We start from the raw sequence: 22,447 nt of genomic DNA on the forward strand, positions 1-22,447 counted from the left end.
CAGGTCCCCCGATGTCGACACTTTTGCAGGGCGGCGTCAAAGGCGCCCGGCGCAGCGTCATTGAACGAACGTCGCCTGCCTCAGCGCGAAAGCGCCACGGCAGACCATATCCCCATCCATATTGCGCATGAGTGGATTCGTCCATACCCAAGGGGCCGATGCGGTGGTGGGACCGTTCTGCGCAATCGATGGGCATCAGTTCATTCGGCAGCCGGGCGACGGCCCTTCACCCCGGAAAGATCGTAAACCCGCCATCGACGCGGAGGACCTGGCCGTTGATGAAGCGCGCGCGGGGGCCGGCGAGAAAGGCCACCGCCTCGGCGATCTCTTCCGGCTCGGCATAGCGGTTCAGCGATCTCCTGCTCGAATCCATGCGCTCCGGATCGACCACGCGGGTCGCCTGGAAGCGGGCCGTCTTGGTGGCGCCGGGGCTGACCGCATTGATGCGCACGCCGTCGTCGATCAGTTCCTTGGCGAGGCAGCGCGTGTAATGCACGACCGCGGCCTTCAACGTGGAGTAGACGACCTCGGGCGAGCAGCCGAGATGTGCGGCCGCCGACGCGATGTTGACGACGGAGCCGCCGCCGCGCTGCTTCATGGGCGGCACGAAGGCCTGGCAGACCAGCATCGTGCCGATCAGATTGTTCTCGGTGAGCACGCGGATGTCGTCCAGTTCGATGTCCAGCGCGTTGTTCGGGTTCGGCTTGCCGCCCTTGGCGCCGATGTCGCCGCCGGCACAATTGACCAGCACATGCACGTCGCCGAGATCGGCCTCGATCTTGCGCTTCATCTCGGCCACCGCCTTCTGGTCGCCGATGTTGCCGGTCACCGACGTGACCTTCGTCCCATGCCGCTTCAGGCGCTCGACCACTTCGCCGAGATTGGCGAACTCGCCATATTTGGCCGGCGCTGTTTCATCCATGTCGTGGATCGCGACATTGGCGCCGAGTTCCGCCAGGCGCTCGGCCATGACGCGGCCGAGGCCACGGCCGGAGCCGGTGACGAAGGCGGTCAATCCATCGAGTTCACGTATCGTCATCAGATCTTCTCCGCTAAACCAAGGTTGCGCATGTTGGCGGCGCTGCGCCGGATCATGTCGAGCTCATAGGAAACCAGTGAAACGTCGTCTTCGCGCTCCCAGGGGGTGCGGTAGTCGGCATCGTCGGGCAGCCGGTTGCGCTGCGCCGCCGCCAGGCAGGCTGCAAATTCGCGTGCCGTCTTCTCGGGATAGCCGTGCCACCAGTCGTCGCGAAGAAACCGGACATGCCGCGCCTCCAATGCGCCCGGTTCGAGAACGGCGGTGATGCGATCGTGGTGTTGGTCGAGAATTGCAAACAGCTCGGCAAACGGCACCGCACCATCGCCGATGGCACAACGGACCAGCCGGTAGCCCTCGCTCGTGAACTGCACGCGGTAATCCTTGAGGTGGACATGGCGGACGTAAGGTGCGATCCGCCGCGTAAAATCGAGCGGCGCTTCGCCGACCGGGAATGTGTTGCCGGTGTCGAAGGTGACGCCGACGCCTTCGCCGCCAAGGTCACAGAAATCGACGATTTCCCCGCTGGTGAAATCCTGGTGGTTTTCGATGGCAACGACATAGCCCTCGGCGATCGCGCGGGCACCCCACTCTCTCAATCGCTCTCGAATGATGCCGGCGTACTCGCTCCATTTTTCGCCGGCGGCGTTGCGGTCGCCACAGAGAACCGGCGTCAGCGCCGTCCGGATGATCTTGGCCTCGAGCAGGCGTGCGGCCCGAAATGCATCGTCAAGCGGTTCACCCACGAGAAGGCCGCCGCTGACGATCGGTGTGATGCCAAGGCCGGCGAGCCGTTCGCGCAGCGCGATCACCGCTTCGTCGGAAAGTTCCGTCAGCCATGGCACCCAGATCTCCAGCACCTGTGCGCCGAGTTCGGTCGCCAGCGCGATGAACCCTTCCAGCCCCGCAGGCTGGGGATTGGCGCGTGGCGTGCCGCGGCCCTGGAGGCCGAGATGATAGGTCAGGCCGTAGGGGTTCAGGCCGACCTCGAGCATGAAGCGATCCTTTGTCATCGCAGGCCGGCATCCACGGTGATCGACTGCTTGGTGATCATGCGGCTGTCGTCGGCGGCAAGAAACAGCACCGTGCGCGCAATCTCCTCGCCGAGCAGGACCCTGCGGATCATCTGGCGCTGCACGACCTTGTCGACCGCACCTTGAGTCTTGAACCAGAGCTGCCGTTGCCGGTCGGTGATGACGGCGCCCGGCTCGATGGCGTTGACGCGGATGTTGTCGGGGCCAAACGCCTGCGCCAGCGCGAAGGTCAACCCGATCACCGCAGCCTTGGCCGCCGCATAGGGCGCCATCTCCGCCGCGCCGAAACGCCAGGCGATCGAGGAAAAATTGACGATCGAACCAAAGCCCAATTCCTTCATGTGCGCATGCACCGCCTGGGCGGCAAAGAAGTGGTGCCTGAGGTTGACGTCCTGGGCGTGGTCCCAGGTCGCCTGCGTGATGTCGGCGACAGAGCGGCGATTGTCGTCGGCGGCGTTGTTGACCAGCACCGCGACGGGTCCGAGGCGGTCGCGCACCGTGGCGATCGCGGCCTGGAGGGCAGGGATGTCGGTCACGTCGCAGCGCAGGAACAGCGGCGCTTGCGGCGCCGTGGCGGCGAGTTCGCGCGCAAGCGCATCGCCGGCCTCCTGCTGCAGATCGAAAAACGCGACGCGAGCGCCATTGGCGGCAAAGGCGCGGACCGTGTCGGCGCCGATGCCCGACGCGCCGCCGGTGATCAGCACGACACGCTCAGTCAGGCTCGGATAGGTGGCGAAGGACAAGGCGGAACTCTTTCAGATCAGGTCAGATCAGGCGTTGGGTCGTCGGGTCGAACAGGCACGCACGCGCCATGTCGATGCCGAGCGTCACCGTCTCACCCATCCGTGGCGTGCCGTCGGGGTCAAAACGACCGGTGATCTCCTTGCCGCCCAGGCGCAGGACGGCCATGGTTTCGGCACCTGTCGGCTCGACCAGTTCGACCACGGCATCGATTTGCGCGATGCCTGGTTTGCGGCGCGCAAGATCGGGATCGAAGCGGTAGATGTGCTCCGGCCGGATGCCGAGCACGAGCTGTCGCGGTGTAGTGGATGGAAGCGCCTGGACGATCGGCAGGCTGGCCGTCTTGCCATCGGCGCTCTGCAAGGCAACGACGGGGCGACCGCCTTGTTCGCTCAGTTCGGCCGGCAGAAAATTCATCGCCGGCGAACCCATGAAGCCGGCAACAAACATGTTGGCCGGACGGTTGTAGATCGTGGCCGGCTCGTCGAATTGCTGGACCTCGCCCTGATGCATCACGGCGATGCGCGATGCTAGCGTCATCGCCTCGACCTGATCGTGGGTGACGTAGACCGTCGTCTTGCCGACGCGGTGATGCAGCTTCTTGATTTCGGTGCGCATGTCGACGCGCAGCTTGGCGTCGAGATTGGAGAGCGGCTCGTCGAACAGGAACAGTTTCGGATCACGCACCAGCGCCCGGCCCATCGCGACGCGCTGGCGCTGGCCGCCCGAGAGCTGTCCGGGCTTGCGCCCAAGCAGCGGCTCGATCTGCAGGAAAGCGGCAACCCGCTTGACCGCCTCGTCCTGCTGCGGCTTCGGCACGCGGCGGCTTTCCATGCCGAAGGTGATGTTCTCGCGCACCGTCATCGTCGGGTAGAGCGCGTAGGACTGGAACACCATGGCGATGTCGCGGTCCTTCGGTGCCACCGAATTGACCAGCCTTCCGTCGATGCGGATCTCGCCGGAGGTAACAGATTCCAGCCCGGCGATCATCGCCAGCAAGGTGGACTTGCCGCAGCCGGACGGTCCGACCAGCGCGATGAACTCGCCGTTCTGCGCCTCGAGATCGATGCCCTTCAGCACCTCGACCGCGCCAAAATTCTTGCGCAGGGATCGGATGGTCAATGTCGACATGCGATGCTCTTCTTCCGGGACGGGGCGATCGGCGACATGAGACACGCTCCGCTCATTTGATCGCGCCTCATTTGATCGCGGCTCACTTGATCGCACCTTGGGTCAGGCCGCGGACGAAATACTTGCCGCCGAAGAGATAGATCAGCAGCGGCGGCAGCGCGCCGATCAGCACAGCGGCGCTCATGACATCGTAGGCGCGTACATTCGTGCCGCTCGCCGTCAGCGCGACGAGCGCGGCCGTGATCGGCTGCTGCTGCCCGGAGGTGAAGACGACGCCGAACAGATATTCGTTCCAGATGCCGGTGAATTGCCAGATCACGGTGACGATCAGGATCGGCGAGGAGAGGGGAAGAATGATCTTGCGGAAGATGCGCCAGAAGCCCGCGCCGTCGATGCGCGCCGCCTTGATGAGATCGTCGGGGATGCTGACATAGTAGTTGCGGCAAAACAAAGTGGTGAACGAAATGCCCTGGATTACGTGGATGAGGACGAGCCCGTAGACCGAATTGCTGAGGCCCAGATTGCCGAGGATGAACGCCCACGGCATCAACGAAATCTGGCCTGGAATGAAGACACCGAGCAGCATGCAGGTGAACAGCGCTTCCGAACCCCTGAAGCGCCATTTCGACAGGATGTAGCCGTTCATCGCGCCGACCGACGTCGAGATGATCGTCGCCGGGATCGTCATTTTCAGGGAGTTGTAGAAGTTGCGCTGCATGCCCTCGCAGGTGCCGCCGATGCAATAGCTGCTCCAGGCCTGGCCCCAGGCTTCGAGGCGGAAGCTGCGTGGCAGCGAGATCAACCCGTTGCGCGCGATCTCTTGCTGGTCGCGGAATGAATTCAGCACCACGACCAGCAACGGGATCAGGTAGATCGCCGCAAAGATCACCAGCAGCCCGTAGATGACGAAGCGGGTGAGGAAATGCCTGCGCGCCGCAACCGTGGCGGCGCGATGATCGAGCGACTGGTCCAGTGAGACGTCAGCCATGGCCGGCTTCCTTGCGCCGGCGCCAGACCACCCAGAACGAATAGGGCACCAGCACCACGGCAAGAGCGGCAAGCATCATGATGGCCGCAGCAGCACCTTCGCCGATCTGGCCGCGTTGGAACATCAGGTCATAGACATAGATGGCCGGGAAGGTGGTCGAGATTCCCGGGCCGCCTTTGGTGAGGGCCGCCACCAGGTCGAAGGTCTTGATGGCGAACTGGATCTGGATGACGGCGACCGCCAGGAAAATCGGCGCGATCGTCGGCAGCAGCACTTTGCGATAGATGCGGAAGGCTGATGCGCCATCGATCTGCGCGGCCTTGACGAGGTCCTGATCCACCGAGCGCAGACCGGCCAGGAAGAGCGCCATGGCAAAGCCCGAGGCCTGCCAGACGCCGGTGATGATCACTGCGTAGATCGCATAATGCCGGTCGCTGGCGAGTGCGAAACTGAAATTCGTCCAGCCGAAACCGCGCACCAGCGCCTGGATGCCGTCGACCGGGTTGTAGAGCCAGCTCCAGACCGTGCCGGTGACGATGAAGGAGACCGCCAGCGGATAGAGGAAGATGGTGCGCCAGGCCGCTTCGCCGCGCACCCGCTGGTCGATCAGGATCGCCAGCAGCAGTCCCACGGCCATCGAGCCGACAATGTAGAAACCGCTGAAGAAGAAGAGGTTGGTGTAGGCGATGTTCCAGCGCCGGTTCGCCCAGAGTGACGCGTAGTTGTCCAGGCCGACGAAGCCGTAGGTCGGCAGCAGCGAGGAGTTCGACAGTGAGATGTAGAGCGTCCAGCCGGTGAACACGAAGACGTAGACGAAGCTCGCCACAAGCGATGGGCCGAGCACCAGCAAGGGCACTGCGGAGCCCAGCCGCTCCCGCCAGGGGCGGGCGGGCGCTGGGACCGACAGGATCAGGTCGTGATTGGACATTCAGAGCACGGGACTGGCAGGGCGCGGACCGGGATGGAAGATGGCCGGGTGCGGATGGAAATTGCGCCCGGCCACTCCCGTCTACTTCTGTGCTTCTGCCGCGTCGGCCATCGCATTGGCGCCGTCCTCGGCTGACATGTCGGGCGTCGCCACGAACTCGGTGATGGAGTCCATGATCGCGCCGCGCATCTTCTGCGGGATGGTCATGTTGTGCGCCATCGAGCGGACCAGTGTGCCTTCCTTGATCGAAGCCTGCAAATCCTTCTGCGAGATCTGCTGGCACGGATTGAAGCCCTTCGACAGATCGATATCCAGGCGTGCGGGGATCGAGCCCTTGGCCTGGTTGAAGACCGTCTGGAAGTCGGCCGACAGGATCAGGCTGGCAAGCAGTTTCTGGCCGTCAATGTAATCCTGGTCCTTCTGCTTGAAGAACACGACCGAGTCCGAGTTGAGGATGAAGCCGGGTTTGCCCCAATCGGTCGGCGCCTGGGCGCAGACATAGTCGGTGCCTTCCTTGAAGCCGGCGGCGGTCAGCAGGCCGATCGTCCAGTCGCCCATGATGTGGAACGCCGCGTCGCCCTTGCCGACGAGCGCCGACATCGAATCCCAGTCGCGGCCAACCATGCCCGGATCCATGTACTTGCTCGTCATCAGACGCATCTGCTCGAAGGCCTTGACCATCCCCGGGCTGCGCATGGATTCGACATCGCCCTGGACGAACGCCTTGCGATAGAGATCGATGTCCTGGCCGTAGAGCACAACCTCGAACACCGTCGAATCCGTCCAGTCGGCGGTCGAATGCGAGATGCAGATCTTGCCCGAGGCGACGATCTTGTCGCAGGCGGCATTGAACTCGGCCCAGGTCTTCGGCATTTCCGTGACGCCGGCGGCCTGCATGACCTTCGGCGAGGCCCAGAGCCAGTTGATACGGTGGATGTTCATGGGAGCGGCAACCCATTTGCCGGTCGGCTTCATCACCGGAAGCAGTTCCGGCGCCACCACTTTCTCCCATCCTTCCGACGCCGCCAGCTCGTCGAGATCGGCGGTCATGCCGGTCTCGTTCCACTCGGCGATTTCCGGGCCTTTGAGCTGCACGGCAGGCGGCGCATTGCCGGCGATCACGTCGGCACGCAGCTTGGCCAGCGTATTGGCCGTGTGACCGGCGATCGAGGTCTGCTCCCATTTGCCGCCCTTGGCGGTGAACATCTCGCCGAGCTTGGCGATCGCCTGGGCGTCCGATCCGGTCGACCATTGGTGCAAAAGGTTCGTCTTGGGCTCGGCGAAGGCTGCTCCGGCGACAAGAGTGCACGCAGCAGCAGCGACCGCGAAGGCGGTCATGGCGGATTTCATGGTTTCACTCCCACATATGGTTGCACGGTTCGTCCCGACCGCTTATGGCCGCGGTTTGAAGCCGCCGCCAGCGAGATGCGTTAATCTCGAATTCTTTCCAAGATGACATATTGGAACTATCAGTCAACGATGTTTATGTTGATCCATGACAAAACCTTCGCTTAGAACCTGGCTGATCGACAGACCGTCCGCGTCGCCGGAGAGCATGATCGTGCGCTGCCTGAGCGAGCGCGGCGTACTCTCGGCGTCGCAGATCGCACGCATCACCGGTCTGGCGCGCTCGACGGTGTCAACCGCGCTCAACGGCCTGAGAAAGTCGGGGATGGTGATCGAAGCTCCGACCAGCAACGATGGCATCAGAGGTATCGGCAGGCCGGCTGCGGCCGTGACGCTCAATCCGACAGCGGGCACCTGCGTCGGAATTCACCTGGCTCTTCAGCAGATACGGCTCATCGTCGCCGATGTCTCGCATTCCGTCATTGCCGAACAAACTATCCCAATGGCTCTGGACTACCAGCCGCAACAGGCTGCCCAGATGGTCAAATCGGCAATTGCCCAATCTTACAAGGAAAACGGTCTGCCGGTGGCGGGACTCCTGGGGGTTGGTGTCTCCGTCTCCGGCCCTGTCAGCCGCGATGGAGTGGTGCTGCGCGCGAGCATGGTTCCAACATGGGCCGGCGTCAATATACGGGATGTGTTCGGACCCGTCCTGGAACAGCCGATCTTCGCCGACAACGAGAGCAACTGCTCGGCTATTGCGGAACTGATGTGGGGTGCTGCCGTCGGCCAGGACGATTTCGTGCTGTTCAAGATCGATCTGGGTGTTGGTGGGGCCATTGTCCAGAATGGCCGGCTGGTGACGGGCATCGCCGGCGGCGCCGGCGAATTCGGGCACATCAGCATCGATCCCGGCGGCGATCTTTGCCGGTGCGGCAATCGCGGATGCCTGGAGCTCTATGCGAGTTTTACCCGGCCGCTGGAACAGATTTCGCGTGTCGTGCGGCGGCAAGTCACCATGGACGATGTCATCACCATGGCCGAGCAGGGCGATGTCAGGGCGTTGCGGATGATCGAGGATACCGCCGAGATCGCCGGCCGGGGTCTCGGCTTGATCGGCTCGGTGCTCAATCCGCCGCTCATCATCATCGGCGGCCACATGGCTTTGGCAGGCGACATTCTGTTGACGCCGCTGATCGCGTCCTATGAACGCCACACGCTCATCAAGTCCCGCGATATCGCCCCGGCCCTGCGCACGCGCATAATCGTTGGCAAGCATACCGAAAACGATTCACTGCTGGGCGCGGTCGGCCTCGTGCTGAGACACCAGACGAAGGAACTGTCGCTCGGCTGATCGTCAGGCAGAAGCGGCCCATTGGCGACGATGAGAGCCATGCCGCTCCTTTGGTTCAAACCAACCGACGGCCCGTCTTATAGAGGCAACTCCTTGCCTGCCTTCTCCGCCGCCATGTGCTGCGCGTACCAGTCCGGCCAATTCTCATCACGCTGTCCGCCTGTCCGCTTCTCGTGCTCACCATGGGCCACAGACGCACGCCGGAGCGCGGCCGCGAGCTCGGCCGACGAGCCAAATGTGGTTTCGCCAGTCTCGACGCGGCCGGGCGCTCGCGCAGTGACCTCCTGCAACATCCAGATATTTCCGGCCGGGTCGCTGAAGGATGCCCACGACAAGTAGCTGCGCCGTTCGGGGTCCGGACCGCTGACACGGCCTGCACTGCCGGCATAGTGGAATACTTCGCTCACGTCGACGCCGAGATTGGCGAGTTCGGCGCGCGCTACCTCGATGTCCGACACGACGAGCTCGCCAGCGCTTTTGAGGACATCGAGTTCGAGCCGGGCATAGGGCTCCGTTGTGGTCCTTGAGCCGAAGACTACCGAACACGGGGAGCCCGGAGGCGTGAACTGGATGACACGAAATCCGTCGCCTGTGAGGTCGGCGTCCAGTCGCCAACCCAAGCCGCCATAGAAGTGCTTGGCACGGTCGACATCCGAAACGGGAATGACCGCGACCTCGAGCCTTATGTCTACTCCCCGCACTGCGGGTGTCGCGATTGCGGCTTCGCCGCGCTGTGGAATTCTGTTCATAACAATCTCCTGGTTCGTGCCGAGTTAGTGTGCGGTGGACCGGTCAATGTCCCGGTCCACGCTAGAAAGAGCGGGCGGCGTACCGCCCGCTCGCTTCAGATCGACCGACGCAGCGAACGGAACCCGGCCCTCAGTTCGTCGCAAAACAACTTGGGTTGTTCCCAGGCGGCAAAGTGTCCGCCCTTGGGGAGTTTGTTGTAGTGGATGAGCTTGGGATAGGCCTGCTCCGTCCAGCTCCGCGGGGCTGGATAGAGTTCGTCTGGGAAGACGCTCACGGCAACCGGGATGGAGACGCCTTTGGCATTGAAATACCCTTTGCCCCAATATTCCCAGTAGAGGCGGGCGCCGGAAAGTGCAGTGTTCGTCAGCCACGTGATCGTTATGTTGTCGAGGATGTCGTCGCGTGTAAGGCCCTCGGACTGCCCGTCAAACACGCGCGCAATGAGCTCATAGCTGCGCGCATCGTGATCGAGGAAATAGGCCGCCAGGCCGACGGGTGAATCCGCGATTCCGTACAATGTCTGCGGCCGCAGACCCATCTGGAAGCCGTAGGCGATTCCCTTTTGATAGACGAACTGCAAACGGTCGTAGGCGAGCTTCTCATCGGCTGAGAGATCCGCTGGCGCCGCCGCGCCGGAAAAAGCCGCTCCGTCGATCTCGGCCGGAAAGATGCCGGGCATATTGGTGTGAATGGCGAGCAATTCCGGGGCTGCCTGCACGCCCATGAGATCGACGACAATCGCACCCCAATCGCCGCCCTGCGCCACAAATCTCGAGTAGCCAAGCCGCTTCATCAGCACGACCCATGCGCGTGCGATATGATCAGGCCCCCAACCGGGCGTCGTTGGCTTTCCGGAGAAGCCGTAACCCGGCATCGACGGGATCACCACGTCGAAAGCATCCGCAGCAGTCCCTCCATGCGCCGTGGGATTGACGAGCGGATCGATGATCTTCAATTGCTCGACGACCGACCCAGGCCAGCCATGCGTGACGATGACCGGCAACGCGTTTTCGTGCTTCGAACGCACGTGAATAAAATGAATGTCGAGGCCGTCAATCTCGGTGATGAAATTCGGCAAGCCGGCGAGTTGCGCCTCGCACCTGCTCCAGTCGTAGTCTGTTGCCCAGTAGCGCGCGAGTTTCTGCGTGGTCGCGAGTCGCACGCCTTGCGATGCATCCGCAACTGTTTCCCGCTCAGGCCATCGGGTCGATGCAATTCGCCGACGTAGCTCATCGATCTCCTCCCGCGGGAAGCCGACCGTGAAAGGGCGGACCGAGTCGTTACCAGCCGCTGCGAGCAGCGTACCCGGAAGCGTGCTGATGACGCCGGCCGCAGCCGACGCTGCAAGCAGCTCGCGCCGCGTAGGCGACAGTGATTTTGATGACATGACATCCTCCATTGTCGAACCAATTTGTTCGGACGCGGTCAAGCAGATCGCATGCCGCAGGGGCATGTTCGCTCGAAGGGAAGGGAATTGCGCGTTATGCGTTGTTAAGAGTAGTTGCGCTGGGGGCTGGTGCATTTGCGGATATGCTGTTCAATTCGGCGAGCAGGGCGCTCGCCGCATTTGCATCCGCGGTTTGCACGCCTTCGCCGAACCGCTGAAGGAGCCTGCCGAGCAAATCCCGGGCACGGTCTGCCTGACCTTGTTGCTGCCACATCCTGGCCAGCGGTACGGCTGCCCTCAACTCCCACGCCATCGCCGATTGCTTACCTGCCCAGTAGATCGCTTGAAGCAGCGAGTCCTCAGCCGTACTCACATCGGGCGAAGAATATGCCAGGCGAATTTCGGCCCGCACACGCAGCAGATCCGGACGATCATACGTCTCGCCGGCCTGGTCCGACAAGGCAAGGGCCCGGTCGATCGTGGCGGCAGCCTCATCGAGCTGGCCGCAGCGCATCATGCCCTCGGCAAGCGCTCGGAGGAAGGCCGTCGCCAGGATATTGAACCGCTCAGCACTCAGCGTCGCGACAGCGCTACGGAGCAATTGCACGCCCTCGGCCGGCTCGCCTTGCAAGATCATGAGTTCGCCCTTCAAAGCAAGTCCCATGGCGTGATAGGGAGCCAGGGAATACTTCGTTGCATAGGCTAGAACACGTTCGATCCATTGAGCTGCGCGTTCAAAGTCACCGCTCCAGAGGTAGACCGGCACGGTGTAAACAAGCGACATGCAAACTGCGACCGGATGCTCGCGTTTCATCGCCTCTTCGACGGCTTGATCCGCTATTCTGAGCGCTTTCTCCGGCATGCCTCGCAACCACAAGGCCCGCGCCAGCGCTATCAGCGCACGCACCCTGTGGTCATAGCCGAAGAAGTCGACCTGAACGCTGCCCGCTTCTGCTTCCAACTCCAGCCCACGCTCGCTGTGTCGCTGTGACGCCGCCTGGTTTCCGACAAGGTGATGCGATACGCCGAGCATCCACTCGGCCACAATAATCCCTGACTTCTCCCCCAGCTCTGCTGCAACGAGCACGCTCCGCTCGGCGCAGGCGAGGGCGCCGCGAAAGTCTCCGACGCGAGTAAGAAAGATGTTCAGCCCGGCCAGCAGATGCAACTTGTACTGGCCGTCCCGCAACGCCTCCGCCAATCCAATGCCCCGCTCGATCGCCCGTCGCACACCGTCGCTGTTGCCACGTGTGAACATCGACGAGATCGCCAGTGCTGCTTGAAGCGCCAATTCGCGCTCCGTACCCCGATCCGCTTCTCCTAACGCGGACAAGCCCCGCTCGCACCACTGCTCGCACTCCCCCAGAAGTGAAAAGCCCAAGAATAAAGGCGCGACTCCGGCTGCGAGTTGGACACCATTCCGGGCCTCGCCGACCTCGGAAAAGCTCCACTCAAGTGCCGCTCGGATATTGCCCATATGCGGCTCGTAAGCGGACACGTCGCGGGTTCCGAACGCGGTTGCTCTTGTTGAGTCGGGCTTGAAGCGATCGGCATAGTGATGCGCATGTCGCCTCGACAGCGCTGCGCCATCGCCGGTTTCGGCAAGCTTGGCTGCCGCATACACTCGGCTGGTATCGAGGAGCCGGTGGTAAGTCGATCCCGCCAACTCGGACATCCTGATAAGCGACTTGTTGACCAGGCTCTCGACGGCGTCTGCCACCGCTGGCGCATCGGCTTCACCGTCCGACGCGATTGCTATGGCATCGTTGAGCGTGAAAGGGCCGACGAATACGGACAACCGGCGCAGGATCGCCTGTTCGTACGGGGAGAGCAGGTTGTAGCTCCAGTCGAACATTGCCTGAAGCGTTTGATGACGCGGAATAGCGCTTCGCCGGCCGTGCCATAGAAGCTTGAAGCGATCATCAAGCAGTTCAGCGGTTCCGTGAATTCCGTAGGTACCCACGCGGCCGGCAGCGAGTTCGATTGCTAATGCTATCCCGTCAAGCCGGCGGCATATCGCCGCCAGGATCGGCGCGTCGGCATCGCTGAGTTCGGCACCAAGGCCGCCCGCGACGGCGCGTTCCATGAAGAGCTGCACAGCCGGCGCGGCAAGTGCCTGCGCAGCGGTCAACCCACTGTCTTCGGGCGGCCCTTCAAGGGGCGTCAGCAGATGCACATTCTCGCCCTCGACACGCAGGGCCTCGCGGCTGGTAGTCAACAGGTGCATAAGAGGGATCTCGGCAAAGAGACGCTCAGTCAGCGCGGCGACGGCATCGATCACATGCTCGCAACTGTCGAGGACGAGAAGAGTCGGCTTGTCGACCAGAAAGGCAACCAGAGCAGAAACCGGGTCCTGTGTCGCCTGACTGCTCAAACCCAACGTTGACGTCACAGCGCCGGCGACGAGGGATGCATCTCGCAGCGCGCCGAGATCGAGAAAATAGATCTGATCGGCAAACGCGCCGCGCAAGGAGTGGGCTATCGCAACCGCGACGGTCGTCTTACCCATGCCTCCCGGCCCGACCACATTGACGAACCGCCGCTCCGAAAGGAGAGAGGACAAGGCGGCAACTGTTTCTTCGCGCCCGATCATCCTTTCAAGTCGCGGCGGCAGCCTTTTGGGCCGACCGGCTCCCGCGCTGGGCGGATTGGGGATCATGCGAGCGGAGCTCTGCACCGGCGCTACGAAACTGTAACCACGTCCGGCCACATTGGCGATGTATCGGTTGCCATCTTTCCCGTCACCCAAAGCCTTGCGAAGATTGGAGAGGTGTACCCGGAGACTTCCCTCCTCAACAATCACGTCGGGCCAAACGCGCTTGAGCAGCTCCTTGCTGCTCAGGACTTCCCCGGCGTGCTCCACCAGAACGATGAGGATATCCAACGCCCGCCCGCCAATCGCGACAGGCTCCCCGCCTCTTGCGAGCAGTCTCTCAGAGACGCTCAAGCGAAAAGGGCCGAAAAACGCAATCACGTCGTGAGACACGTCCTGATCGAGCATGGCGGACTCCGGTAGCTCGTGACTACCTTCACGGTCGCGCTCAATCGGGGAGACCATCCGCCTGCGAGACGGGCGTCGACCTTTCACGGGTTTTGGCGCGCTCGACCATATACGACATGCGCATTCTGGTCCAATCCGGCGAATTTCAACCAAGACCAGCCACGTGGCTGTCACTGCATGCGATGCTCGTTTCGGGATCATATCACACGACGTCCACCCTTGGAGGTTGAACGTCTGCTATCGTTCTTCACTGCATCGCAAGCGGACCGACTGCTCCCGGCCCCATCTGACATCGAGCATTGCAGAGGCCTGGTCCCGTGCTTGTTCAAGTCAATTGCACGTATCGGCAGCCTCAAGCGCTTCGGCGCGGGAAGATTTCGGCAAATCGGCGATCCGCCGGACAGAAGCGTAGAACCTTGGATAATCGCCCGAACACAAGTCGAACAAGCGAAGAAAGGCCGGAACCTGTTCACCGTAGACGGCAGTCGCGGCAAGCTTTGCATTGTTGATCGGGGAATCGAACCATGCGTCGTATCCCCGGTATCCAGCCCAGTTTTTATTACGCATCTGCCGGTAGCGCATCCGCAGCCTGTCGATCGTGGCTGCTTTGGCGGCCGCCATCTGCTCCGGCGAGCGGGGACTTTCATAGATCTGCCTTAACTCGTCGCGCGTTTTCGACACCAGCCCGATAAAATCGGCGCTGCGCTTGCGATCGGCTTCGTAGCGGCGCAACCCGGCCCGATCGCCGGCGGCGCGGAGCCATTTCCTGACGCCGCTGGTTTCGACGGCAACTGCGAACGCCTCGTTGAATGCGGAATCGCCATCCACATACAGGCGCTGATGCGCCAACTCGTGAAAAACAAGGCTTGCGAGATAGGTGTCGTCCTGACGCAGCATGGTGCTTAGCAGCGGGTCACTGGACCAGCCCAGTGTGGAATAGGCGGTGACGCCCGTGACATAGACGTCCAGCCCCAGCCTATGAAGCTCGACAGCGCTCTCGGTCGCGGATTTCCGGGAGAAGTAACCCCGGTATGGAACGCAGCCGAAAACCGGAAAGCACCATATTTGTGGCGCGAGCGAGAATTGCGGCGCGGCAAAAACCGCCCAGGTCACGGCGTCCCGATGGATGTCGACATAGCTGCGGTAGCTGCTGTTGTCGGGCAATGCCAGTTCATCCGTCGCAAACCGTCTTATGGCGCTCGCCGACGTCAGCTTGGCGCGCAATGCCTCAGGCGTCGAAGGATCATGGATGAGTTTCCCGACATTCCTGCGCGCGGCCATGATCTGCACATGGCCCTCCAGCGACTGCGCGTAGTAGGAAACGCTTGTGCAGCCGGCCACCCCGGACGCCATGATCACCGCGGCAAGCATCCGAAGAACGCGCTTCACGGTTTGCCCACCCTTGCCCATCTCCCCAGGAATCGATGTCTCGATCCTCCGCTCTCAAACAGGCGCACCGATTTTCGTCAAGCTCTACAGGGGCAGCGGGTCGGACTTTCGACTTTGACAGGGTTGGCAATACGGCCATTCGCCTTCGATGGACGGAAGTCCACCCGGTATCGGCGGAGCCGCGAATCTGTGTTAAGCCGCCGCTCAATCAACCAAAGGACGACAGCTGTGAGCGAACCGACCGTGGCCCAGGCGACCGAGAGCATTTATGCCTCGCTGCGGGCCGACAATGCCGACATCGACGTCCATATCGCCACGCTCAAGGCGGCGCTGGCTCGAGAAGGGACAAAACAGGCGGTGTTCGATCCGACCAAGTTGGCGCAGAACAACCGCCAGGGCCGCAAGTTGATGCAGGCTTATTTTCGGCAACGCGGCGTGAGCGTGAGCTTTTCGAACTAGCAGAGCCGCGCGCGTCGACTAGCTCCTGGAAAAAGCCAGACCGGAAACGCCCGCTATGTTGCCGTATAATTGGTGACGCGCTCCTTATCGAGCAATATTGAGCGCAATATTGCAGTTGCCGCCGCCGCCATTTGAAATGGCCACGCCCAAACGTCCGTTGCTGACTCGGCGACGCGGCAGTCGGCTGCCTCATGAATCAACTTAAGTCAAGAGATACCGGCTTGCGAGCCGGGTATTTTGCTGACATGCTCTGTTTTTTATGGGGTTTTGCACCGTGGCAGGTGTTCAAATGGAAGGGCAGAAGCATGGCAAAGGAATCTACGAATACCGTTTCTTCAGAAAAGAAGGCGGACGCAAATCTGATAGCTAACGCAGAAGGAAACGGGCTGAACTTCATGGGAGTCCAGGCTCGCGAGAACGGGGGGCCCGACGCCGTAGGTGTCGACAAGATACGTGACCTGCTGTTCGGCAACCAGATGCAGGACTATGACCGCCGTTTCTCCAAGCTTGAAGAGCGGGTCTTGCAGCGCTTCAAGGATGTCGAATCCGAAGCCAAGCGCAATCTTGAGATGTACGAGTCGAACGCAAAGAAGCAGGTCGATTCGCTTGCGGGGCAGTTGCGGAACGAAAAAGATTCGCGAGCCGACGCCGACAAGGAGATTGACCGGAATCTTCGCGAGCAAAACCAGGCGCTTGAAAAGCAGGTGCGCGCGTTGTCGGATCAACTGAGCGCGCTTGAGCGCGACGTTGCGGACCGGATAAATCGAAACGATCATTCGCTGCGTGAGGAAATCAAGCAGAAGATTGAAAGCGTTCAGATGCTGATCGAGAAAATGTTTGCCGATCTCAGCAACGTCAAGACCGACCGAAATCTTTTGGCTGGCCTGTTTGTCGAGGTAGCAAAATGTCTGAATCAGGATCCCGTCGGCAGCAAGAGCAATTCGGACCGTAGCTGGAAAGCGAGTTGATGGGACCTTGACGTCAACCGTCGACCCACTCAACCTACCGCAAAGAACAGCCTCGAACGATACAGAGGTTGATCGCGAGGCTCTGGCTCGTCTTTTGATCGAAATTGCCCGGAACGTTGATCCGGACTACCGTGCGCGTTTCGACGGAGTTCCAACCGCCGATCCTCGCATGGAAACGCTGCGCCAGTTGCTGGTCAGCCGCGAAATCTCGGAGCTTTCACGAGTTACGCATCTGCTGGACGAACCGGAGCAGCTTGCGACAGCAGTGGGCGACGTTCTTCCCAGTGCGGCCGCACGAGCGTCTCATGCGCAACTCGGCGAGGCGCTTGCGCCAGCTGTCGAAAGGGCTGTGCAGCGGTCGATCCAGAAGAGCCCGCGTACGCTTACGGATATATTATACCCGGTGTTTCTGCCGGCAATTCGCAAGTCGATCGGGGAAAAGATCGACCAGACCTTTCAGTCGCTGAATGAAACTTTAAGGCATATATTTACCTGGCATGGTCTCAAGTGGAGATTTGAGGCCTGGAGAACGGGAGCAAGCTTCTCAGAAGTTGTTCTGAAGCACTCTCTTGTCTATCGTATAGAACATGCCTTCCTCATTCATCGCAATTCCGGTCTTTTGATAGCGCATGTAACGGCCGATAACGCGACGAGCGAGGACCCTCAGCTTATTTCTTCGATGCTTAGTGCAATTCAGGATTTTGTGAAGGACTCGTTTAACGAGAAAGAGCAGAGCGGCCTGGACACAATCCGTTTTGGCGAGCTTCGTCTCTGGTCTGAAGTTGGACCGTTTGCGACCCTGGTTTCGGTGATCCGGGGAAATCCGCCAGAGGGATTGCATGAAATAGTTCGCGATGTATTGCTTCGCATCCATGAGGAGTCCTCGCAGGCTTTAGAGCAGTTTGACGGCGACGGTTCGCAGTTGGCCAGCGTAGAGGCGCAGTTGCAGACCTGCGTCGAGCTCAAGCAGGAGGAATCAAACGAGGGATTTCCGTGGCTGGTGGCGGCCGTTGCCCTGGTGCTTTTGAGTCTGGCAGGCGGTTGGTACTTTCTTTCCTGGCAATCAGCACAGCGCTGGCAGGCTTATGTATCGCGCTGGCAGGCTTACGTGTCGCGACTGGAGGCCCAGCCGGGCATCATCGTTGCCGAACAACAGGTACGCGATGGCCAATTCTATATTGCCGGCCTGAGAGACCCGCTTGCCGCCGACCCGCAGTCGCTGTTGTCCGGAACTGAGGTCGATCCCGCCCAGGTTCATTCGCAGTGGCAATTCTATGAGAGCCTTGAACCCGAGTTCGTCTTGAAGCGGCTGACGGCGTCGCTGGTTCCGCCTGAGACAGTACGACTTTCGATCGCCAATGATCGCATCGTTGCCGAAGGTGAGGCTCCCGACACCTGGATAGATCGGGCGCGCGCAGCGGCCCGACAGCTTTCGGCAGGCGGACCGGAATTCGACATCTCCAAGGTCCGTGATGTAAGCCCTGAAGTGCGCCAGGCGGAGCGCTGGCAGGCTTACGTGTCACGACTGGAGACCCAGCCGGGCATCATCGTTGCAGAACAAAAGATACGCGACGGCCAATTCTATATTGCTGGCCTGAGAGACCCGCTTGGCGCCGACCCGCAGTCGCTGTTGTCTGGAACTGAGGTCGATCCCGCCCGGGTTCATTCGCAGTGGCAATTCTATCAGAGCCTTGAGCCGGAGTTCGTGTTGAAGCGGCTGACGGCGTCGCTGTATCCGCCGGATACGGTGCGACTTTCGATCGTCAATGGTCGCATCGTTGCCAAGGGTGAGGCTCCCGACACCTGGATAGATCGGGCGCGCGCAGCGGCCCGACAGCTTTCGGCAGGCGGGCCGGAATTCGACATCTCCATGGTTCGTGATGTGAGCCCCGAAGCACGCTCCGCGGAGCACTGGCAGTATTATGTGTCGCGACTTGAGGCCCAACCGGGAATCATCGTCGCCCAACAAACGGCGAGGGGCGGACATTTCTACATTTCTGGTCTGAGAGACCCGCTTGCCGCCGACCCGCAAGCTCTGCTGTCCGGAACGGACGTTGATCCTGCCCGCGTTCATGCACAGTGGCAATTCTATCAGAGCCTTGATCCGAAGTTCGTGGTCAAGCGGCTGACGGCGTCGCTGAACCCGCCGAAGTCGGTTCAGCTTTCGATCGTCCAGGGTCGCATCGTTGCCGTGGGTGAGGCTCCTGCCGGCTGGATCAACCGGGCGCAGGCCGCCGCCGAACAGCTTTCGGCGGACGGAGTGGTTCTGGATGTCTCGCAGCTGAGCGAGCTGAACCTTGCAGAACTTAACTATTTGAGAGAAGCCATCCAGACGACCGATATCTTCTTCTCTTCCGGCAAAGTTGTGCCAGGACCAGAGCAGACGCCGGTTCTCGACAGGTTGGCGGATCAAATAAAGGTATTCGCCCAAAATGCCCGCAAGTCAGGCGTAACAGCGCGGTTCATGTTGACCGGCCATTCGGACACCACCGGGCGTGAGACGGCCAACGCGTCGATCAGCGCGGCTCGCGCCGAGACAGTTCGTGCGCTTCTCAACAAGCGCGGCGTCGCTCCGGAATTGCTGCTGGTTCGGGGCGCGGGCACGTTTGAGCCGCTGGTACCTGAAAATAGTCTGGCTGGGAGCTCCACCAATCGCCGGGTTTCGATTACTGTAAACCTGGACTAGTGGGGCCTGAAATGTTGCAAAAAAAGATCTGCATGCTCGGCGGGTTCGCTGTCGGGAAGACGAGTCTGGTTCGCAGGTTTGTGCAAAGCATCTTCTCAGAAACCTACTTGACCACGGTGGGAGTGAAAATCGACAAGAAGAGCGTCGCACTGCCGGACAAAACCGTGGATCTGATTTTGTGGGATTTGGCCGGCGAAGACGATATCGGCTCGTTCCGCGTCAGCTATGTTCGAGGTGCAACCGGGCTCGTGCTTGTCGTCGATGGAACCCGCGCCGCCACTCTTGCCGTGGCGCTCACGCTGCGCGAACGGGTCGAGGCAGAATTCGGCGCCATGCCGTTTATATTGCTGATCAACAAATCCGATCTGGCCGATCGGTGGGCAATATCGGATAGTGAGATTGACGAGCTGAGGCAGCGTGGGTGGCAAATCTATCTAACAAGCGCGCTCACGGGTGAGCATGTTGATGATGCGTTTCATCAACTTGCTTTGATGGTCACAAAATAGACCATGCATGGATTGCCAAAAGAAGTCGGAAATTGGATTTTCAATTTCTTCTATGAAGGGCGCTCTGTCGCATATCTGAAAATCGACGCCCAGTTTTGCGTAGCTGCGAAGGGCGGTAATGTTGAACATCACGGACTCTCATCGCTTCGCATTGGCAAGCCTGTTGCCGAGCAGCTTGAGTTCATGGAAGGTTTTCTGCCTTGCCCGGAGCTTCCGTTTCATATCCCCATGGTCGAACTGCCCAGCGGGCGTGTCGCGGACCTTCATTTTTTTGCTGACAACGACTGCGTGTGGCTGGTCTTTCTTGACGCCTCCGCCGAACGCGACAACAGGCAGCGGCTTCAACAGAAGGCTTACGAAATGACCCTCCTGCAAGAGAGGGAGCGTCAACTCAACGAGAAATTACAATCGGCGAACGAGGCGTTGAGGAAGAGCCAGGAGGGATTGGCGCGTGAATACCAGCGCGCCGAAGCCCTGCTCCTCAACATTCTTCCGGCGTCGATCGCGGAGCGGTTAAAAGCGCACAAGAAAATTGCTGACAACCACGCGGAGGTGAGTGTGCTTTTTGCCGACATCGTCGGTTTTACGGAAAGAGCGCGGAGCGTCGGAGCCGTGACGACGCTCGCTATTTTGAATTACTTCTTCAAGGCGGCGGATCGGCTTTCCGAACGATACGGCTGCGAAAAGATCAAGACAATCGGCGATTGTGTGATGGTGGTCGCCGGCCTGCCCACCGCGCGATCCGATCATGCAGGAGCCCTCGCGCGCTATGCAATTGAGCTGCGCAAGGCGGTCAAGCGCGAACGCTTCGCAGGAGAGCCGATAAGACTCAGAATTGGAATTCACTCAGGACCAATCGTCGCCGGCGTCATAGGCAAGAGGCGGTTCGCTTATGACCTGTGGGGCGAGACCGTTAATCTCGCCTCACGTATTCAAACGTCCGCGGAGCCAGATGAAATCCGTATTTCGGACGCAACGCACCAACTGCTTGGACCAAAGTTTGCTTTCGACCCACTCGGGGAAACGGAATTGCGCGGCACAGGTCGTGTGCGAATGTGGCGGCTCCCGCCCTGATTTGCCGCTTGGCGGTGACGACCCTGGAGCACATTGCGTCTCAAGCCAGCCCGACCGCGCCGTCCGCCAGCATCTGCCCCGATAGGCCCAACGCAGCTTGTATGATTCCAAGCTAATATATGCTACCCCTGCGTCATGCGCGGACTGCTGGCACTTGGAATGCTGGTATTGGCGGCTACAACTGCAGCCGCAGGTGAGCAATTGTTCGACTCCATCGCCGCCGGCGACAAGGGTGCCGTGGAGCAAGCCCTGGCAGGCGGTGCCGACGTCGACAGCCGGGCACGCGACCAGGCAACCCTCCTCATCGCTGCAGCGCTCGACAACCAGCCGGAAATCGCCGAATTCCTGGTGAGCAAGGGCGCCGACGTCATGGCGCGTAACTCGGGCGGCTTCACCCCGCTTCATGCGGCGGCCTTCTCGGGCAGCCTGCCGATCGCCAAGCTGTTGCTGGAAAAAGGCGCGGTGCTCGACGATGCCGCCAACAAGGCGGGTGCAACGCCGTTGCTGGTGGCCGGCGAGGAAAACCACGTTGAACTGGCCGAATTCCTTATCGCGAAAGGTGCCGATGTGAACCATCCCGAGGGTCATGGCTACATGCCGACAACGCGCGCATTCTGGAAGGGCAACACGGATATCTTACGACTGTTCAAACGCCATGGTGCTACCTGCCAAGCCAAAATCCTTGGCGAGGCGAACGCGGCGAAGTGCGCCGAGATCCACGATTAACGGAGGATGCAGATGAGCACGATGATCAAGTCACGACTGGTTCGGAATTTGGGGGCGGCTGCCCTGGTCGCGGTAGCTGCGGTCGCCGGCGCGGGATCGGCCTGGGCCGACGATTCGGTAAACACCGGCTATTTCGGCGGTGTGGCGATCATGGGCTACGACACGGTCGCTTACTTCACTGACGGCAAGGCCGTGAAGGGCTCCGAAGAATTCACTTATGAATGGCTGGGGACACCTTGGCATTTCGCCAGCAAGAAACACCAGGAAATGTTCATGAGCGAACCGGTCAAGTACGCTCCTCAATATGGCGGCTACTGTGCCGGCGAAGTCGTGGGCGGAGGGGTCACGGTCAATGTCGATCCGGAAGCATTCAAGATTATCGACGGCAAACTCTACCTGATCTACGACGTACGCAATGCGGACGATTTCGCCGCGCATGCGGCTGAAGAAATACCGAGAGCCGATGCCAACTGGCCGAAGGTCGCGGCCAATTTGGAGCTCGACAAGTATCACTGAGACCAGGTTCGCCTACTGGACGACCGTGAAGTGAAACACCTTGCTTGTATTGGCATAGGAGTAGCCTTTGCCGGCAGTGTCGTTGCGTCTGTAGACGGGACCGCAGTCGGGACGCCCGAACAGGTTCTCGCTCTGCTCGCACAAGAGATCGCCATCGACGTAGACGGTTTCGGTGACCAGCCGCGTCGTCGAGCGGAAAGCCGCCTTGCCGTCGCTCCCGATCTGAAGGAAGGCTGGTTGGAGACCGGGTTCGATCTGGCCTTGCAGTGTATGGCCAATGACGAGGGACGCGATCTCAGCGCCCTTCAACCGGTCGCGTTCGTCCGGGGTAAAGCCGAAGCGCCATTGGGGTAGGCCTGCCTGGCGCAGTGCGTTGACGAGGATCGCCAGATCCTGCGGGTTCCGGAAATGTGCATGAGTCATCTC

The 22,447-nt window shown here is 60.9% G+C and carries 19 protein-coding genes and 1 pseudogene; 8 read left to right on the forward strand and 12 right to left on the reverse strand.

Translation table 11 applies throughout. The features are described from left to right. Positions 1 to 226: 226 nt before the first annotated feature. The 7 genes from H0241_RS24970 to H0241_RS25000 all read right to left on the reverse strand — a co-directional run bounded on the left by H0241_RS24970 (position 227) and on the right by H0241_RS25000 (position 7,208). Positions 227 to 1,039, reverse strand: coding sequence for an SDR family NAD(P)-dependent oxidoreductase (locus tag H0241_RS24970; protein ID WP_181060487.1), 813 nt, complete (start codon positions 1,037 to 1,039; stop codon positions 227 to 229). Then, entirely contained in the window at positions 1,039 to 2,049 is a 1,011-nt protein-coding gene (locus H0241_RS24975) for a sugar phosphate isomerase/epimerase family protein (protein ID WP_235984457.1), read from the reverse strand. Before H0241_RS24975 ends, H0241_RS24970 begins: the two co-directional genes overlap by 1 nt. After that, complete coding sequence (locus H0241_RS24980; RefSeq protein ID WP_181060488.1) at positions 2,046 to 2,813, reverse strand: SDR family NAD(P)-dependent oxidoreductase; 768 nt, start codon at positions 2,811 to 2,813, stop codon at positions 2,046 to 2,048. Before H0241_RS24980 ends, H0241_RS24975 begins: the two co-directional genes overlap by 4 nt. A gap of 22 nt (positions 2,814 to 2,835) precedes the next feature. Further along, entirely contained in the window at positions 2,836 to 3,942 is a 1,107-nt protein-coding gene (locus H0241_RS24985) for an ABC transporter ATP-binding protein (RefSeq protein WP_181060489.1), read from the reverse strand. A gap of 82 nt (positions 3,943 to 4,024) precedes the next feature. Further along, positions 4,025 to 4,930 carry a carbohydrate ABC transporter permease gene (locus H0241_RS24990; protein ID WP_181060490.1) on the reverse strand — a complete coding sequence of 302 codons (906 nt, stop codon included), beginning with the start codon at positions 4,928 to 4,930 and terminating at the stop codon, positions 4,025 to 4,027. Then, the gene (locus H0241_RS24995) at positions 4,923 to 5,858 is read right to left on the reverse strand and encodes a carbohydrate ABC transporter permease (protein ID WP_181060491.1); all 936 of its coding nucleotides are present in this window, start codon (positions 5,856 to 5,858) and stop codon (positions 4,923 to 4,925) included. The genes H0241_RS24990 and H0241_RS24995 overlap by 8 nt, the downstream gene beginning before the upstream one ends. 81 nt (positions 5,859 to 5,939) lie before the next feature. Continuing rightward, positions 5,940 to 7,208 (reverse strand): ABC transporter substrate-binding protein, encoded by a 1,269-nt coding sequence (locus H0241_RS25000; protein ID WP_181060492.1) that lies wholly within the window; start codon positions 7,206 to 7,208, stop codon positions 5,940 to 5,942. Between the two features lie 145 nt (positions 7,209 to 7,353). Between H0241_RS25000 and H0241_RS25005 the strand changes: the two genes are divergently transcribed. Next, on the forward strand, positions 7,354 to 8,559 hold the full coding sequence (locus H0241_RS25005) for an ROK family transcriptional regulator (RefSeq protein ID WP_181060493.1): 1,206 nt from the start codon (positions 7,354 to 7,356) through the stop codon (positions 8,557 to 8,559). Positions 8,560 to 8,636: 77 nt separating this feature from the next. Here H0241_RS25005 and H0241_RS25010 read toward each other — a convergent pair whose 3' ends face one another. From H0241_RS25010 to H0241_RS25025, 4 genes are all read right to left on the reverse strand, one after another. Then, complete coding sequence (locus H0241_RS25010) at positions 8,637 to 9,308, reverse strand: VOC family protein (protein WP_181060494.1); 672 nt, start codon at positions 9,306 to 9,308, stop codon at positions 8,637 to 8,639. A gap of 95 nt (positions 9,309 to 9,403) precedes the next feature. Next, a complete protein-coding gene (locus tag H0241_RS25015) occupies positions 9,404 to 10,696 on the reverse strand; it encodes an epoxide hydrolase family protein (protein WP_181060519.1) in 1,293 nt (430 codons plus the stop codon). A 94-nt stretch (positions 10,697 to 10,790) separates the two neighbouring features. Continuing rightward, positions 10,791 to 13,697 carry an ATP-binding protein gene (locus tag H0241_RS25020; protein WP_181060495.1) on the reverse strand — a complete coding sequence of 969 codons (2,907 nt, stop codon included), beginning with the start codon at positions 13,695 to 13,697 and terminating at the stop codon, positions 10,791 to 10,793. 330 nt (positions 13,698 to 14,027) lie between these two features. Then, on the reverse strand, positions 14,028 to 15,068 hold the full coding sequence (locus H0241_RS25025) for an aminopeptidase (RefSeq protein WP_181060520.1): 1,041 nt from the start codon (positions 15,066 to 15,068) through the stop codon (positions 14,028 to 14,030). Positions 15,069 to 15,314: 246 nt separating this feature from the next. Between H0241_RS25025 and H0241_RS25030 the strand changes: the two genes are divergently transcribed. The 7 genes from H0241_RS25030 (at position 15,315) to H0241_RS25060 (ending at position 22,021) form a co-directional block, all read left to right on the forward strand. Next, positions 15,315 to 15,545: a hypothetical protein gene (locus H0241_RS25030; RefSeq protein WP_181060496.1), complete on the forward strand. Its 231-nt coding sequence runs from the start codon at positions 15,315 to 15,317 to the stop codon at positions 15,543 to 15,545. Positions 15,546 to 15,736: 191 nt separating this feature from the next. Continuing rightward, complete coding sequence (locus tag H0241_RS25035; RefSeq protein WP_235984459.1) at positions 15,737 to 16,513, forward strand: coiled-coil domain-containing protein; 777 nt, start codon at positions 15,737 to 15,739, stop codon at positions 16,511 to 16,513. Positions 16,514 to 16,520: 7 nt separating this feature from the next. Continuing rightward, positions 16,521 to 19,199: an OmpA family protein gene (locus H0241_RS25040; RefSeq protein ID WP_181060497.1), complete on the forward strand. Its 2,679-nt coding sequence runs from the start codon at positions 16,521 to 16,523 to the stop codon at positions 19,197 to 19,199. Between the two features lie 11 nt (positions 19,200 to 19,210). After that, entirely contained in the window at positions 19,211 to 19,705 is a 495-nt protein-coding gene (locus tag H0241_RS25045) for a Rab family GTPase (protein ID WP_181060498.1), read from the forward strand. Positions 19,706 to 19,708: 3 nt separating this feature from the next. Next, the gene (locus tag H0241_RS25050) at positions 19,709 to 20,779 is read left to right on the forward strand and encodes an adenylate/guanylate cyclase domain-containing protein (protein WP_181060499.1); all 1,071 of its coding nucleotides are present in this window, start codon (positions 19,709 to 19,711) and stop codon (positions 20,777 to 20,779) included. A 135-nt stretch (positions 20,780 to 20,914) separates the two neighbouring features. Then, positions 20,915 to 21,505: an ankyrin repeat domain-containing protein gene (locus tag H0241_RS25055; protein ID WP_181060500.1), complete on the forward strand. Its 591-nt coding sequence runs from the start codon at positions 20,915 to 20,917 to the stop codon at positions 21,503 to 21,505. Positions 21,506 to 21,517: 12 nt separating this feature from the next. Next, positions 21,518 to 22,021 carry a YHS domain-containing (seleno)protein gene (locus tag H0241_RS25060; protein WP_235984460.1) on the forward strand — a complete coding sequence of 168 codons (504 nt, stop codon included), beginning with the start codon at positions 21,518 to 21,520 and terminating at the stop codon, positions 22,019 to 22,021. A gap of 12 nt (positions 22,022 to 22,033) precedes the next feature. Here the strand turns inward: H0241_RS25060 and H0241_RS25065 are convergent. Continuing rightward, positions 22,034 to 22,447: pseudogene (locus H0241_RS25065) on the reverse strand (adenylate/guanylate cyclase domain-containing protein); the annotation flags it as partial.

This window comes from Mesorhizobium neociceri, assembly GCF_013520985.1.
Lineage (GTDB): Bacteria > Pseudomonadota > Alphaproteobacteria > Rhizobiales > Rhizobiaceae > Mesorhizobium > Mesorhizobium neociceri.